Source organism: Clostridium sp. UBA871, assembly GCF_002295255.1.
Lineage (GTDB): Bacteria > Bacillota > Clostridia > Clostridiales > Clostridiaceae > Clostridium_J > Clostridium_J sulfidigenes.
Map to the genome: position 1 here is coordinate 301,299 of NZ_DBFV01000007.1, position 14,963 is coordinate 316,261.

Annotated in this window: 15 protein-coding genes; 1 reads left to right on the top strand and 14 read right to left on the bottom strand. The window is 30.8% G+C overall.

Annotation, left to right across the window (positions count from 1 at the left end):
* Positions 1-138 precede the first annotated feature (138 nt).
* The 6 genes from B3086_RS12110 to B3086_RS12135 all read right to left on the bottom strand — a co-directional run bounded on the left by B3086_RS12110 (position 139) and on the right by B3086_RS12135 (position 5,576).
* The gene (locus B3086_RS12110) at positions 139-1,038 is read right to left on the bottom strand and encodes a zf-HC2 domain-containing protein (protein ID WP_346846400.1); all 900 of its coding nucleotides are present in this window, start codon (positions 1,036-1,038) and stop codon (positions 139-141) included.
* A complete protein-coding gene (locus B3086_RS12115; protein ID WP_346877037.1) occupies positions 1,035-1,520 on the bottom strand; it encodes an RNA polymerase sigma factor in 486 nt (161 codons plus the stop codon). Before B3086_RS12115 ends, B3086_RS12110 begins: the two co-directional genes overlap by 4 nt.
* A 503-nt stretch (positions 1,521-2,023) precedes the next feature.
* On the bottom strand, positions 2,024-2,263 hold the full coding sequence (locus B3086_RS12120) for a thioredoxin family protein (protein ID WP_035135794.1): 240 nt from the start codon (positions 2,261-2,263) through the stop codon (positions 2,024-2,026).
* Between the two features lie 80 nt (positions 2,264-2,343).
* A complete protein-coding gene (locus tag B3086_RS12125) occupies positions 2,344-3,348 on the bottom strand; it encodes a permease (protein ID WP_346893457.1) in 1,005 nt (334 codons plus the stop codon).
* Positions 3,349-3,680: 332 nt separating this feature from the next.
* On the bottom strand, positions 3,681-5,351 hold the full coding sequence (locus B3086_RS12130; protein ID WP_346846397.1) for a ribonuclease J: 1,671 nt from the start codon (positions 5,349-5,351) through the stop codon (positions 3,681-3,683).
* 27 nt (positions 5,352-5,378) lie between these two features.
* Positions 5,379-5,576, bottom strand: coding sequence for a helix-turn-helix domain-containing protein (locus B3086_RS12135; RefSeq protein ID WP_198028608.1), 198 nt, complete (start codon positions 5,574-5,576; stop codon positions 5,379-5,381).
* Positions 5,577-5,931: 355 nt separating this feature from the next.
* Here B3086_RS12135 and B3086_RS12140 point away from each other — a divergent pair, with 355 nt between their 5' ends.
* Positions 5,932-6,174: a hypothetical protein gene (locus B3086_RS12140; RefSeq protein ID WP_346846396.1), complete on the top strand. Its 243-nt coding sequence runs from the start codon at positions 5,932-5,934 to the stop codon at positions 6,172-6,174.
* Positions 6,175-6,375: 201 nt separating this feature from the next.
* Here the strand turns inward: B3086_RS12140 and B3086_RS12145 are convergent, their stop codons facing one another.
* The 8 genes from B3086_RS12145 to B3086_RS12180 all read right to left on the bottom strand — a co-directional run bounded on the left by B3086_RS12145 (position 6,376) and on the right by B3086_RS12180 (position 14,753).
* A complete protein-coding gene (locus tag B3086_RS12145) occupies positions 6,376-8,172 on the bottom strand; it encodes an ASKHA domain-containing protein (RefSeq protein WP_346893459.1) in 1,797 nt (598 codons plus the stop codon).
* A gap of 2 nt (positions 8,173-8,174) precedes the next feature.
* On the bottom strand, positions 8,175-9,194 hold the full coding sequence (locus B3086_RS12150) for a methylcobamide:CoM methyltransferase MtbA (protein WP_346877041.1): 1,020 nt from the start codon (positions 9,192-9,194) through the stop codon (positions 8,175-8,177).
* A gap of 15 nt (positions 9,195-9,209) precedes the next feature.
* Positions 9,210-9,866 (bottom strand): corrinoid protein, encoded by a 657-nt coding sequence (locus tag B3086_RS12155; RefSeq protein ID WP_346893461.1) that lies wholly within the window; start codon positions 9,864-9,866, stop codon positions 9,210-9,212.
* Positions 9,867-9,911: 45 nt separating this feature from the next.
* A complete protein-coding gene (locus tag B3086_RS12160) occupies positions 9,912-10,982 on the bottom strand; it encodes a uroporphyrinogen decarboxylase family protein (protein WP_346893463.1) in 1,071 nt (356 codons plus the stop codon).
* 35 nt (positions 10,983-11,017) lie between these two features.
* Positions 11,018-11,887: a uroporphyrinogen decarboxylase family protein gene (locus B3086_RS12165; protein ID WP_346879250.1), complete on the bottom strand. Its 870-nt coding sequence runs from the start codon at positions 11,885-11,887 to the stop codon at positions 11,018-11,020.
* 17 nt (positions 11,888-11,904) lie between these two features.
* Positions 11,905-12,816 (bottom strand): GTP-binding protein, encoded by a 912-nt coding sequence (locus tag B3086_RS12170; RefSeq protein WP_346880061.1) that lies wholly within the window; start codon positions 12,814-12,816, stop codon positions 11,905-11,907.
* A gap of 290 nt (positions 12,817-13,106) precedes the next feature.
* The gene (locus B3086_RS12175; protein WP_346877045.1) at positions 13,107-13,793 is read right to left on the bottom strand and encodes a phosphatase PAP2 family protein; all 687 of its coding nucleotides are present in this window, start codon (positions 13,791-13,793) and stop codon (positions 13,107-13,109) included.
* Positions 13,794-13,994: 201 nt separating this feature from the next.
* Entirely contained in the window at positions 13,995-14,753 is a 759-nt protein-coding gene (locus tag B3086_RS12180) for a class I SAM-dependent methyltransferase (RefSeq protein ID WP_346879255.1), read from the bottom strand.
* Positions 14,754-14,963: the final 210 nt, after the last annotated feature.

The window sequence follows — 14,963 nt, forward strand, 5'->3', positions numbered from 1 at the left end:
TTCATTCCTACTATTTCTTATTATACCACATAATATTTAATTTCCCAATACTAATTAGGTTCTCGAAATTTTATAATAGAGGGTATATCGTGCGTTTCTGTTACCAGTAAATTAAATTTTTAAAAACCTACTTAAATATTAGTCCCTTTTACCATTTCTATATTCTCTCATTAAACTGATAGCAGATAGGAATCCAATGTACAGTGGAATCATCACTAGCAAGATTGCAAAAAAATCCCTTGCTGCAGAATATGATGACGTTGTAAATCCTTTAATACAAAGATGACCTAAAAAATATGATATAGGCAAAAATAGAATTTTTATTGTCACATTTTTTACTTTTTCATATCCTCGGAATACAAACATAATTATTCCACAAAGCATTACCAATGCTAAGTCAATAACTAAATAATATGCCAAAACAAGTCTTGGCAATGTGAAAACACCTCCACCAGGATTTTGGTCATTACCATATATTAATCTATCTTCACTTCCATTAGTCATATAATAGTAGACGGAATCTACCACTTCACCATTTGGATTCAAAACAGTATTATTTGCAGGATTTTTAGCAATACTTCTGTTCCAAATACTATCCCATGCAGTTATATTGTAAACATAACCTGTGTTGTCATCATTAGGATAACTACTTATATCATATCCTGATACTTTATCACTGAATAAAGCAAGTACCGACCCATTATCCTTTTCTATTAAGGATACTGTGCCTTCACTATAAGGAATATACTTTGGCGCAGTAAAAAAAGCAATTGTAATTGAAGCAATAACTATGGTCAACATAACAGAAAAAATAATTGTTTGGAGTTTTTTCTTACGCAAAGTAGCCTTTAGATTTCTCAGTGGGGCTACATCTGTATCTATAGGTGGATTATTATATAATTTCATCTCATCAAGTTGCTTTCTACAATCCTCACAAAAACTAATATGCTGTTCCACAATAATGCAAGTATCATTACTGGCAATATTTTCTAGATATAAAGGCAAAAGATCTCTAATCACATTACAAGGTACTTTCATTTATAATCCTCCATTCGCTCTTTGATCTTATTTCTAGCCCGGTGATACGTAACGCAAGCCCAATTATCACTTTTTCCAAACAAACAAGCAATCTGTTTGAAGCTCAATTCTCCAAAAACTCGCAGTGAAAATACTTCTTTATATGGTTCGTCAAGATTATGAAGAATTTCGTGAATTTCCATAGATTCTTCTGTTGAAGATATTATTTGTTCAAAATTAAAATTATCTTTTTGTTCAGAAAGTTCATCTAAATGTATAGTTTTTTTCTTCTTGCGCAGAAAAGAAAAGTAGCAATTTTTTGCAATTTGACATAACCACACTCGTATATCACAGTTACCCTTAAATTTTTCAATAGATTTTATTGCCTTCATAAATGTTTCAGCTGTGATATCCTCTGCTATATGCCTATCTCCAGATAAACTATATATATACAAAAAAATATCTTTAAAATAATTATTATATATATCCTCAAACTCCGTCACTCTATCACCTCCTCACTTATAAGACGCTTTTGATTTGATTATCTTACACTAATATTAAAAAAATTTAAAAGCTAAAGAGAATTATCCATATATTTTTCAATTTATTCCATTATTACTCTGATGTACATTATGTCATAATATCCATTAATTATAAAATCATTAATATAATAAAATACTCTGCTATACTCAAATATATTGTCTTATCTTATGGTTCTTACAATTTTCTTGAATTAACAATTCTTTTTTACAATTAAGTTTTTTAGAACTTTATTTATATTAGAAATGAACCAATATAAACAAACAAACTAAGACCTATAGGTTATCTAACTACCATATCACACGTATTACGAAGAATGGTAATAGGAAGACAACCCATAGGTCCCTAAAAACTTGCTGAGAAGCTTTTATTAGTATTATATATACTCCAATATATTAATTTATTATTTAAAGACTATTCCCTAAGATAAACTACAAATTTTTTCCAATGAAGACATAAGGAATTTTTATTTAGAACTTTCAAGAATCTTTATAATTTCTTTTGGTTTTAATACCTTTCCAAAGGAAACAACTTTTTCATTAATAACTAGTGCTGGAGTTGTCATTACTCCATAAGCCATAATATCCTTAAAATCCATAACTTTAATTATCTCAGCTTCCTTCCCTGTTTCTTTTAATGCTATTTCAGTATTTTCTTTTAATGTAATGCATTTTTTGCATCCTGATCCTAGAATCTTAATTATCATACATATCACTCCTTAAATATTATTTTAAAAAATCTAAATAAAACAAATTCTATTAAAATTAAATATATAAATATATATTCTTATAGTAGAAGATACCCAAAGGCATTAAAGACATAACCTATGATAATGATTCCTATAGTAACAATTCCTACGAATATACCTAATAGTTTTGGTTTCACTACTTTCTTTAGCATAATCATAGATGGAAGGGAAAGTGCAGTTACACCCATCATAAATGATAAGGCTGTACCAATTCCTACTCCTTTAAGTACCAATGCTTCTGCAATTGGTAGAGTTCCAAAAATATCAGCATACATAGGAACTCCTACAAAAGTTGCTATCAGAACAGAATACCATTTATCCTGACCAAGAACAGCAGTAATTACATTCTCTGGAATCCAGTTATGAATTGCAGCTCCTATTCCTACACCGATTAAAATATATAGCCATACTTTTTTTATAATGTCCAAAACCTGATTTTTAGTAAAAATCATCCTATCTTTTTTAGTCAAATCTTCTTGCTCTACTTCAATCATCTTATTGTTAAAAACGAAGGACTCTACATATTTTTCAAGTTTCAACTTGCTAATAATTGAGCCTCCAATAACTGCAAGAATAAGACCTACAACAACATAAGCAATTGCAATCTTCCAGTTAAATATGCTTGCAAGCAAAATAACAGAAGCTAAATCTACAAGAGGTGAAGATATTAAGAATGAAAATGTAACCCCAATTGGTAGACCCGCACTAGTAAATCCTATAAACAAAGGAATGGATGAGCAGGAACAAAAGGGTGTAACAGTTCCAAGTAAGGCACCCAATATATTGGCCCAAATACCATTAAATCTTCCTAAAATTTTCTTAGTTCTCTCTGGAGGAAAGAAACTTTGTATATATGAAATTAAGAATATTAATACTGAAAGTAGTATGAATATCTTCATAACATCATATATAAAGAAGTGAATACTTCCTCCAATTCTGCTACTAACATCTAGGCCAAATAAATTTTTTACTATAAGTGTAACTAAATTACTAAGCCATTCCATTTTCAATAGTTGATTATTTAACCATTCAAATACAAACACATTCCCATCTCCTTAAATTATATTTTTTAACTTTAATTAATTCCAATATTACAAAGTGAATTTTTTACTTAACTCATTTTAAAAGCTATATAGATAATCGTCTATATCCATTATATGACTACACATAGATAACTGTCAATATGTTTGCAATTATTATTTTTGAAGTTAAATTAAATAAGACAACTTACAATTAGTGAAAATAAATCACTTAATATACAAAACTAAAATAAGCTTTGAATCTTATTCACTAGATTCAAAGCTTATTTAATTTCTATTACGTTATCTTCTTAAAGTTTTTTAATAAAAAATTCTATTTATTATTGTTTTAAATCTTAAACTTCCATAATTATTGGCATAATTATTGGTCGTCTTTTAATCTTCATATATATGAATTGTGATAGAGAATTTTTAACTGCAAATTTTATATTTCTTCTACTCATATCTTTAGCTGCTAATTTCTTTTCAACTTCTTTTAATACAATGCCCCTTGCATCATTAATGATGTTTTCTGATTCCCTAACATAAACAAAACCTCTAGTTATTATGTCTGGTCCTGCTACTATAGTATAAGAATCTTTTTTAATTGTAATTACTACAGTTAGAATTCCATCTTGTGCTAATAATTTTCTATCATGTAATACACTACTTCCAACGTCTCCTACACCTAGTCCATCTACCATTATTGCTCCTGTTTTTACTTTACCTGATATGGTAGCAGCTTTGCTGTGCACTTCCAATACATCACCAACTTGGGATACAAATATATTAGACTTATCCATACCTAGCTTCTCAGCCAGTAATCCATGCTGCATTAAATGACGATACTCTCCATGAACCGGCATAAAGTATTTTGGTTTAACTAAAGAGTGTATTAGCTTTAATTCCTCTTGACAAGCATGCCCTGAAACATGGATTTCTTCTAAGGAATTATATATAACTTCAGCACCCCTTTTAAATAAATCATTTATTACATTGGATATACACTTTTCATTTCCTGGTATTGGAGATGCAGATATAATAACCAAATCACCTTTTTCTACTTGTACACTTCGGTGTATTCCTGCAGCAATTCTTGTAAGCGCTGACATCGGCTCACCTTGGCTACCAGTTGTGATTATTGTAATGTTTTCACTATCGTACTTACCAATGTCATTTATACCAACAATACTCTCTTCAGGAATGTTTAAATACCCAAGATTCATTGCTACTTGAGATATTTTTTCCATACTTCTTCCACTAAAGGCTATTTTCCTTTCATAGAAAATAGATGCATTTACAATCTGTTGTAGCCTATGAATATTTGATGCGAAGGTTGCCACTATTACTCTTCCTGTTGCTTTACCAAAAATCCTATTAAGGGATTCTCCAATTACCTTTTCTGATATGGTATACCCTTGACGTTCCACATTAGTACTATCAGCAAGTAGCAATAATACCCCTTGCTTGCCCAAAGTTGAAAGTCTTTGTAAATCCATAACCTCTCCATCAATTGGAGTATAATCTACTTTAAAGTCTCCAGTGTGAATAACTCTACCAATAGGTGTATGCACTGCAATAGCACAGGAATCTGCAATGCTATGACTATTTCTTATAAATTCTACACTTATATTTTCTAATTTAATAGTATTTCCAGCTTTTACAACATTAAGGTCACAATCTTTTAGTATATTATGCTCTTCTAATTTACTTTCCACCAATCCTAAAGTTAGACGGGTCCCATACACTGGAACATTAAGTTGTTTTAACACATAAGGTAATGCACCTATATGATCCTCATGTCCATGAGTCAAGAAAAAACCTTTTACTTTATCCTTATTTTCTAGCAAATAAGTTATATCTGGAATAACTAGATCAACCCCATACATATCTGGCTCTGGAAATGAAATTCCACAATCTATTACAATAATTTCATCCTTATATTCTATAACTGTTATATTTTTACCAATTTCCCCTAGTCCCCCTAGAGATATAACCCTAATTTTATTTTTAATCTTACTTTTCAAAACATATCCTCCTATTATAAACTAAGTTTATATTCTTTCTCCTCGTTTTAACTTTTCAATAAACTCAGTTAAATCACTTCTTTTTACTCTCCAATGCCTACCAATTTTAAAGGCTGGAATTTTCCCTTCTTGTACTAGTTTATATGTAGTAACTTCACTTATTTTGAAATATTCTGCCACCTCACTAACAGTCATAATCTCATTATCACTCATATTATCATTCATTAAAATTTACCCCCATTTATGTTTAGGATCTTTCTATTTGCTTTTAATTTAAAATCTAAATATGTTAATTCACAAGTTAAGCTTTCTACTTACCCTTGACTTATTCAATTATTATCACTTATATATTATTATATATATATAGTTATAATTAATCAAGTTAGATTAAACTATACTTTAATTAGTTATATTATATTTCATATTATTATGTTAAAATATAAATGATTATATTTAATTATATTTATACCCAAATACAATTAAATTTATTCCCAAAGGTATAAAACACAGTTTTATAAAATATAAGGAGTAATATAGATCATTCTTATATTTTATAATTTTACTTTAAGGAGGCTTGGATATGGATTTTATAAAAAACAACTATAATACTCTGCTTATGGAATGGATAAGATTAAAAACAAAGCAAGCAGTTATTGAAAATTCCCAAGATGGAACTTTAGAAAAAATAGAGGAAGCATTGTTAAATTTAGATATAATTGATATTGAACTTATTAATATTTCAAAGGATTACTATACCTTAAAATTTAAGCATGGAGGCTTATCTAAAATTAAGCAATTTATTTCACAGCAAATAGAGAGCTAACAACTTAATAATTGAAACTCGACTCACTGCGTTCGCTGAGTAAGTGATTCACACCAAATCATAGATTTGGGTTCTCTACTTAAATGAGAATAAAAAAATATATGAATTACCTATGCTTTTTCAAAGGTAATTCATATATTTTTATTTTATGACCTATGTTCTATGCCATATGCCTTTTATTTATATGTTTTATAGAATCTATTATTTATCTCCAAATATAAGACACTGTGAAAATAATTTTTCATATCCCTCTGAGGCACCAAGTTCCATGTATTCCATTTCACCTGCTAATTCCTCTATTTCTTTCTTAACTTTAACAGACATAAGTGCCATGTATGCTCCAGTTTTAGAAGAATTCCCTACATATACTAGTTTATTCTTTACCTCTTCTGGCAAAATTCCTGTTCCTACAAGGCTATCTGCTGGAAGGTGAGCGCCAAATTGTCCAGCTATCATCACCTTATCTAATTCACCCATATCAATCTTAGCCTGTTTTAACAAGGCATAAAATCCTGAAAGCAGAGCTCCTTTTGCTAATTGTACCTGACGAACATCCCCTTGAGTTATTAGTAGCTGTTCTGGAGTACCTTTTAAAATAAATTCTCTTTTATTCCCATTTAATTGTATCATCTTATATCGATAATCAGATTCCTCTAGTTGTTCTTTTTTTATAAATGCTCCATTGTTTTTTACAATTCCTGTTCTAAGAAGCTCTTTCACTACTGCTAGTATCCCACTTCCACATATCCCTATAGGGTCTTCCTCTCCTATAACCTTAAGGTCTATTCCATTTTCAGTGATTTCCACACCTTCAACAGCGCCCTCTGCTGCTCTCATCCCTGAACTTATATTCATTCCTTCTAATGCTGGTCCTGCTGCACAGGAACAGGAAAGTAATCTTCCACCCTTAGATAAAACTATCTCTCCATTAGTTCCAATATCTATAAATAGTATATTTTCCTCAGCTTTATGTAATTCACAAACATAGGCACCTGCCACTATATCAGCTCCAATGTAAGAGGATACAGAAGGAAGGCAATATACTCTTGCACACTTAGCAGCCTTTATCCCAAGGTCACTTGCTGATATGTTTTTTGCCTTTGTAAATATAGGAGCGTAGGGAGATTTTCCAATTGATGTTGCATCAACACCTAAAAGAAAATGCATCATAGTACAGTTTGCAGCAATAGAAATTTCATAAATATTTTCTTTCTTTACTTTTCCCTCACTACATAACTCTTCAACCATTTCATTAATAGCTTCTACAATAGTTTTCTGTAACTCTTCTTTTGAACCCTCTGGATGTTCTAATTCATAGGTTATTCTAGTTAAAACATCTAGCCCAAACTTCTTTTGGGGATTAATTCTTGAAGCTGTAGCTAATTCCTCACCATTGTTCATATCAATTAATGCTGCAACCACCGTTGTAGTTCCGATATCAATGGCAACACCATAAAGAAACTCAGTAGTATCACCTGCCTCAAGGGCAATTAACTCGCTGTCATTAAATACTCCAGTTACAGTTCCATAGCTGCTTTCATAGTCCCTTAGCAACTTCCAGTTGACCTTTTTAGACCCAAGTGCCTCACATAAAGAATCTTCAAAAGGACTTTGTTTTTCTAAAGTAGGCATTTTTATTTCAAAGATTTTTTTAGAAATTGTAGGATTAAACTCAAATTCAGGTACATACCCAGTAGTAAGTATTTTATGCTTTCTTTCCTTTTGCAGAATTTCAATTGTAATATCTTCTTTTGGTACTACCAAGCAGGAAAGTCTTATGTCTGCGTTTATTTCATCTTCTTTCAATAGCTTTCTTTCCGTTGGCGAAAGTGGCGGAAGATTTCCTTCCAACACCCTGACCTTACATTTCCCACAAGAACCATTTCCATTACAAGGATTATCTACAAAAATATCATTTTCTAATAATAGCTGTAGTAAGTTTTTCTTTGGAACATACTCAAAGTCCTTACCTAACTGTTTAATAAAAATCTTAGGCATTTCTATAGCATCTCCTTTTTTAAAGTCTCAAGGATTGCTTTGACATTTGTAAGAGGAGATTTCATTCCAAGTCCACAGGCAGGTGAAATTATGTTCACTCCATCTTTAACACATTTTTTAGTCAAATCAGAAACCTTCTTAGGCTCTCCAAATTCAATTGTATAGGTACTCACATTACCCATAAGTAATCTATCTCCTAAATTCTTTCGTGCCTCACTCATACTAACAATGGAGTCAAAGCTTAGAACATCACTTTTTATTTTTTTTACCTCTTTATACACATTTTTCATTTGGCCACATATGTGCACGATAGTTTTTCCCTGTACTTCTTGAATAGCATCCACTAGCTTATTAATATATTTCACAGCAAATTCTTCAAATAGCTTAGGTCCTAAGATTTCACCAGTTCCACTAGGGTCAGAAATAGCAATTATATCTGCCCCTGCTTCTATTTGCTTCTTTGCAAATAAAATTAATTGATCGGTAACATAATCAACATATTTGTGAGCTTCTTCATTGTTTTTTCTCAGCTCTTTATAAAATACTACAGGTTCCATAACAGAACTAGCAGTGCTTATTGGCCCTGTTAAATTCCCTATTATAGGAACATTGGTCCCCTTTGCTTTTAATAATTTAATTGCATCAATAACTACTTTAGCTCTTCCCTCCTGAAAATTAATCTCGTGGAGTTTCGTCCATTCCTTTACTGAATCTATCGCATACTCCACAACATGAGGTTCATATATGTTTGACCCCATATTCACAGTTGCTCCAAACTCTTCAGACTCAATGGTCATACAAAAAGGAACTCCATAATTTTCAAAACAGTCCTTTTCATATACTGCAGTAGCTAAATCAGCCATAGTTTGCGCATTACTATGAGCCTTTGAAAAATCTATTCCAAGGTCTTCAATTACTTCTGTTGTAACCATGTTCATCATGCCACCAGGACAAATACATGGAACTCTATCAACCTGTTCTCTGTTGAAAACCATATTTAATCGTTCTCTTGGAGATATCATATTACATCCTTCTTTCTAAGCTATATTAAGCATTTTTTTTGCTAATTTTACTGCCTCCACAGCATTGGAACTGTACCCATCTGCACCAATGGTATCTGCAAATTTTTGAGAAATCGGTCCTCCACCTATAAGGACTTTAACTTCATCTCTAATTCCTGCTTCCTTTAACAATTCAATAACTTTTCCCATTCCTGACATAGTTGTTGTCATTAAGGTTGACATGCATACAAAAGAAGCCTTAACTTCTTTAGCTTTGTCTACAAAACTTTTAAGCGAAACATCCCTTCCTAAATCAATCATTTCAAAACCAGCAGTTTCCATCATAATTTTTACTAGATTCTTTCCTATGTCATGGGTATCTCCTTCTACAACTCCAATAACTCCCTTTGGCTTGCTATTTCCTTCTTCTTCTATAGGAAGATGAGGTCTTAATATTGATAGCCCTTCATACATTGCATCTGAGCATAGTAATACATCTGTTACGAAATATTCTTCCTCTTCATATAATTGACTTGCACGGTTCATACCATCTACAAGTCCTTCCATAATACCATCAAAGGCTTTATACTTTGCCTCTACATATTCCTCACAGGCTTCTATTACCTCTTCTTCTTCCATTTCTAATACGCCATCAGATAATCTTTTTAATAACTGTTCTTTAGATGCTGTCATTATTATTCCTCCATTTTAATTACAAAATTTTTCAAACATATATTTTTACATGAAATTTTTCGGATCTATTGGCCACTTTCCATATTTTCTTGCAGAGGCCATAAATTGATCAATATTCTCTAAAGGAACATTTCCTGAAAGGTCACAACCTGATGCTAAAATATAGCCACAAGGACTATCATAAGCCTTTTGCATGCAAGTTTTTACTGCAGAATCTACCTCCTGTGTACTTCCTAAAATTAGAACTTCTACTGGGTCTACATTACCTAGAATTGGAACTTTATCCCCTGCTACTTGTTTTGTGTAAGCTAAATCAACTCTATTATCTATACTTAACATATCGCAACCGGACTTTACCATATCCCCTACTATTGATGTTGTGTCTCCACAAATATGGTAACAAACTAAGCCTTTTGCCTCATGAATATCCTGCATTAAATCTATAGTGTAAGGTAATACAAATTCTAAATATTGTTTTCTATTAAGAATTGTTCCTGATGCAATTGGGTCACATAGCAATATAAGAACACCTCGTTTTATAAATTCTCTACATATCATCTTTAATGCTTCTGTGCAAAACTTAATTAACTCATGTACTTTTTCTGGATTTTTTCTAGTTGCTCTTAAAAAATTTTCTGTTTTATAAATACTTGCTGCTGCAGTAAAGGGTCCAGATATTAAAACCCCTGTTGGAACCTCTTTACCTAGCTTATCAATTAATATTTCTGCAGCCTCAATATGTAATTGGAAAAGTTTATCGTTTTTTAATTCTAACTTTGACATATCAAGTTTATCTATATCATTTAAATCCTCTAAAACATAACTCATAATTGCTGGTACAGATTCCTCTGGATCATTCATATTACTACCTAATGCAATACCTACACCATGTAATCCATATTCAACCACTAATAAATCGTTTCCAAACCTTTCATAACAAGCTATCTGTGCTTTAGCTTCATTTAACGCACTACTTCTTTTCTCTTTGTGGGTCATTCCTAATGCTAGTCCAGACATAGAGCAAGCTACAGGCATTGCAAGTATTCTGTCCATAGGTTTTCCTGTCATGAAGGCATTTAACCTTTCAATTGGGGTCATTTTATCATCCTTGTGCATATACAACCATCTCCTTTTTTTAAGGTGTTATTTATTTATAGTAATTCAAGGGTTTTAATAACCCCATCTTTTAACTGAAAGTCTTTATTTTTCATGCATGTTTGTCCAACAAACTTTGCTAGTCCTATAGCCTTTATGCAACCTTCTTCATAGTTTAAAGGTCCTCCTAAAGAAACATCCTTCCACACTGCTTTATCAGTTCCTAATAAAGAAAAAGTAGTTTTCGGACAAAGTACTATTATGATTTCTTCATTTATGATTTTATCCATTGTTTTTAATAAAGGATAAGTAAACATTTCCACTACTTGTTCTGCAAACTTAGGTCCAAGAATATTAACTCCCCCAGAAGAGTCTGCATAGCTAATGATGTTTACCCCTACTTTTTGTGCTTCTTCTATAAATTCAATTATTTCATGTTGAAATTTATTAAAAACTTCCCTAATTAACTCTGGATTCTTTCTAAAAGTTTTGAAAACAACCCTTGGTTCAATTAAAACATTCATTATTGTAAATGGTCCCGAAACATTTAAAACCACATTTTCACCTTGTTCTCTCAAAGACTTACAGGCTTTTAAAACTTCGGAAATTCTTCCCTTTGAAAAATCAATTTTAGGTAAATCTAGCAGTTCTTCTGTAGTTGTACAAATATATTCTTTGGCTCTTGGTCCTATATTCTCATCCCCAAGATTAACTTTTCCCCCTAGTGCCTCCCCTTCCACAGTATGACAGAAGGGTAGTGTACAAACATTGTCCTTATAGTATTCCTTAAGCTCCTTTGCAAGTGTCACCATACTATCCCAATTTTTATAAGCATCAGGAAATTTCAAATTGGTTTTTTCAATAATTTCTTTACTAATTCCCTGTTCATTACCATATGTACATTTATAATCAATTATTTTTCCCATGGTACCCCCCTAATTTATTAATAAAAAATTCCTACTATTTTTTTCTTATCTAAGTTACTGCCAATTACGGTTACCTTTGTAGTTTTTACCGTTTCTAAATACTCCCAATGATAATGATGTGGGGTATAATCAAAGTAAACCAGTTTCTTTGTAGAAAGCTGAACAATTCCCTTAGCTCTTACAATAAAACCATACTCCTGTTGATTTAAAGAAAGTAATACTTTATCTATTTCTTCCTCTGAAAAAGTCCTTAGCTTATCTATAGAAAAAGTTTCAAACATCTTATTAGCTGCCAAAAAGGCAGGCCTATCCTTTAACTCAATTTCATAGGATTCCATACTGTTTATTGTTTCAACAATTTCTTCCCCTGATAAAGAAATCCATGGCTCTTTAAAAATTGTAGCCTTGGGATTTATTAAACTTATTTTCTTAATAATCTCTTCAACTTCACTATCCACTAGATTCTCAAAATGACTTAAAAAAATCATCTGAGCATTTTCTATTTGATCTAAATAAAAACTTCCAAAGTTCTCACTGTAATCATTGAAGGAATCTACATCTACAATGGTGATAACATCCTTAATCTTTATATTTAAGGTTGAATTTGAGGAAACCCTATTACAAACCTTTAGTATATCTGATAAACTACCTACACCTGAAGGCTCAATAAATATATTATCTGGTTTATACTCTAAGACTAATTCCTCTAAGGCTTTATTAAAATTTTCTTTAACTGTACAACAAATACATCCAGAATAAATCTCTTTAATTGGAAGACTATGTTGTATTAAATCCCCATCAATACCAATATTGCCAAATTCATTTTCAATTAAAGCATTACTTCCTTGCATATTTGGAATTACTTTATTTAAAAATGTTGTCTTTCCACACCCTAAAAATCCCGAAACAATATTTATGTTAGTACCCATAATTCCCCTCCATACATCAATACTTTTAATTATATATTTTACACTTAAGGCAGTCTAATTTGAATTTCAAATAGAAAGTTGTCATTCAATTGAATTTACCTATACATTAAATTTCATTATATTTTCATTTGTAGCTTTAATATGGGAATTAATTACATGGATTTCTTTGATATGTTGTAGTTACCCAGCACAAAATTAAAAATATGTTTATAAAAGAACAAGAAAAATGACACATAAAAAGACCCCTCTCAAACATAAGCCTGAGAGGGGATAATATCACAACTTCATAGTTATTGTGCCATACCCTTTTCATCATCTTTCTTTTTATTTTTAATAAATCCCTTTAGGTAATGTTTATTGTAATATAAATATTCTATAATCTTATAAACAGCCTCCACTAAAACTAATCCAGCTAACAAATCTATAATCACATGTTGTTTTACAAATTGAGTTGAGATTATAATTAACCATCCAACTATATTAAATCCAATCTTATATTTTGTTGGCATATTTTTAAGCTTATTTATTCCCTTTAAAGCTGAAAAAGTTGCTGCTACATGAATACTAGGAAAACAATTATAGGGGTTGTCCCTACTATAAATAAACTTTACAAAATTGCATAGAAAATCATCATGGATTATTATTGGCCTTGGAACATAGGTTTGAAAGTTTAGATAAATTATAAGACAAATACAATTAACTATATTTAAAGTCAAAAGTGAAATGAAATATCTTTCCTCATCACAATAACACATTATTATAAGTGAGATTATTAAATTTGGCATATACATCATATATGGAAGAATGAATACACTTACAAAAGGAATTAAATCATCTATATCTGTATATACGGAATGTAATTTGGGATTCTGATAATTATTTATAAAAAAATAGCATATACTACTTATTCCTATGGAAAATATCCATAAATATGGTTTTATAGTTTTCACATTATATTTTTCTAGTAACCATTTCATAAATTTCACCTTCATACGAGAATATTATATATTAATATTATATTATTTGTAATTTTTTATCTACGTTAACATTTATAATTAATCAAAAATTTAAATATAATTTTTTATATCTACTACACAAAGCTATTACTTTTTCGTATTTGATCACTCCCTAAAGGAAAAATCCCTCAGACCGTAGTCTGAGGGAACATTAATATATTTCTATTTAATAGCAACAGCTTCAAAGGTAACGACTTGCTCAGAATTCGATGGATACTGACCAAATTTATAGTCTGAAGAAATCACAATATTTTTAAATCCTATACTTTCAAGTATTAGTCTGAACTCTTCTACACCATACCATCTTAATGGGAACCGCTCCAATTCAGTTTGTAAAAGTACCCCTTCACGCCACTTTTCATATCTCCCATGGGAAATGGTATATTGATTTATATAGTCAACCTCTACAATTTTATTTTCTAATGTGATTATATCTCCATTAGAGCAGTCCCAAGTTTTTGTGGAAACTGTACCTGTTGAAATATCTGTTTGCAAAAATATATCAACAATTAATCTACCACCATTAGACAAATGCCTATAAAAGTTTTGTAATGCTTTTATTGAATCTTCTCTATTATGTAGTAGAAGGAAGGTTCCAGTTGGCACTATAATAGCATCATATTTTGTATCTTGTGAAAAAGACTCCATCTTACCTTCAAAAAGTTTAGGATTCAAACCTCTTTCTTTACAATTATGCTCACATATATTTAACATATCTTTTGAAATATCAAATGCATCCACATTTAATCCTTTTTCTAAAAGCGGAATTAATATACGCCCCGTTCCTGTTGCAGGTTCAAGAATAGGTCCTTTACAAGACTCTAATCTATTCATGTAAAATTCTACATCTCCAAAAGAATGCCCTATAGGCTTATCCATATCATATACTTCTGAAGATAATCTACCATAATAACTTAACATCATTTATCACCTTTCTTCCTTGATTTATCGTAAATACTTATTGGGGGACATACTATACAATGACCTTGTACTAATAATATTTTCGATTCTTGCCTATAATTCAATGTCACCTCTAACTGCCCCGTTCTAATAAGTTAATTTTATTATAACAACAACCTTTAAAGAAAACTGTTCCTGTTTTGCTAAGTATTTATAATAAAATATGATTTC

Coding starts and splice junctions, on each gene's coding strand:
- B3086_RS12110 (WP_346846400.1), bottom strand. CDS start 1,038: ATGAAAGTACCTTGTAATGTGATTAGAGATCTTTTGCCTTTATATCTA.
- B3086_RS12120 (WP_035135794.1), bottom strand. CDS start 2,263: ATGATAATTAAGATTCTAGGATCAGGATGCAAAAAATGCATTACATTA.
- B3086_RS12135 (WP_198028608.1), bottom strand. CDS start 5,576: ATGAATGATAATATGAGTGATAATGAGATTATGACTGTTAGTGAGGTG.
- B3086_RS12140 (WP_346846396.1), top strand. CDS start 5,932: ATGGATTTTATAAAAAACAACTATAATACTCTGCTTATGGAATGGATA.
- B3086_RS12145 (WP_346893459.1), bottom strand. CDS start 8,172: ATGCCTAAGATTTTTATTAAACAGTTAGGTAAGGACTTTGAGTATGTT.
- B3086_RS12150 (WP_346877041.1), bottom strand. CDS start 9,194: ATGATATCTCCAAGAGAACGATTAAATATGGTTTTCAACAGAGAACAG.
- B3086_RS12155 (WP_346893461.1), bottom strand. CDS start 9,866: ATGACAGCATCTAAAGAACAGTTATTAAAAAGATTATCTGATGGCGTA.
- B3086_RS12160 (WP_346893463.1), bottom strand. CDS start 10,982: ATGCACAAGGATGATAAAATGACCCCAATTGAAAGGTTAAATGCCTTC.
- B3086_RS12165 (WP_346879250.1), bottom strand. CDS start 11,887: ATGGGAAAAATAATTGATTATAAATGTACATATGGTAATGAACAGGGA.
- B3086_RS12170 (WP_346880061.1), bottom strand. CDS start 12,816: ATGGGTACTAACATAAATATTGTTTCGGGATTTTTAGGGTGTGGAAAG.
- B3086_RS12175 (WP_346877045.1), bottom strand. CDS start 13,793: ATGAAATGGTTACTAGAAAAATATAATGTGAAAACTATAAAACCATAT.
- B3086_RS12180 (WP_346879255.1), bottom strand. CDS start 14,753: ATGTTAAGTTATTATGGTAGATTATCTTCAGAAGTATATGATATGGAT.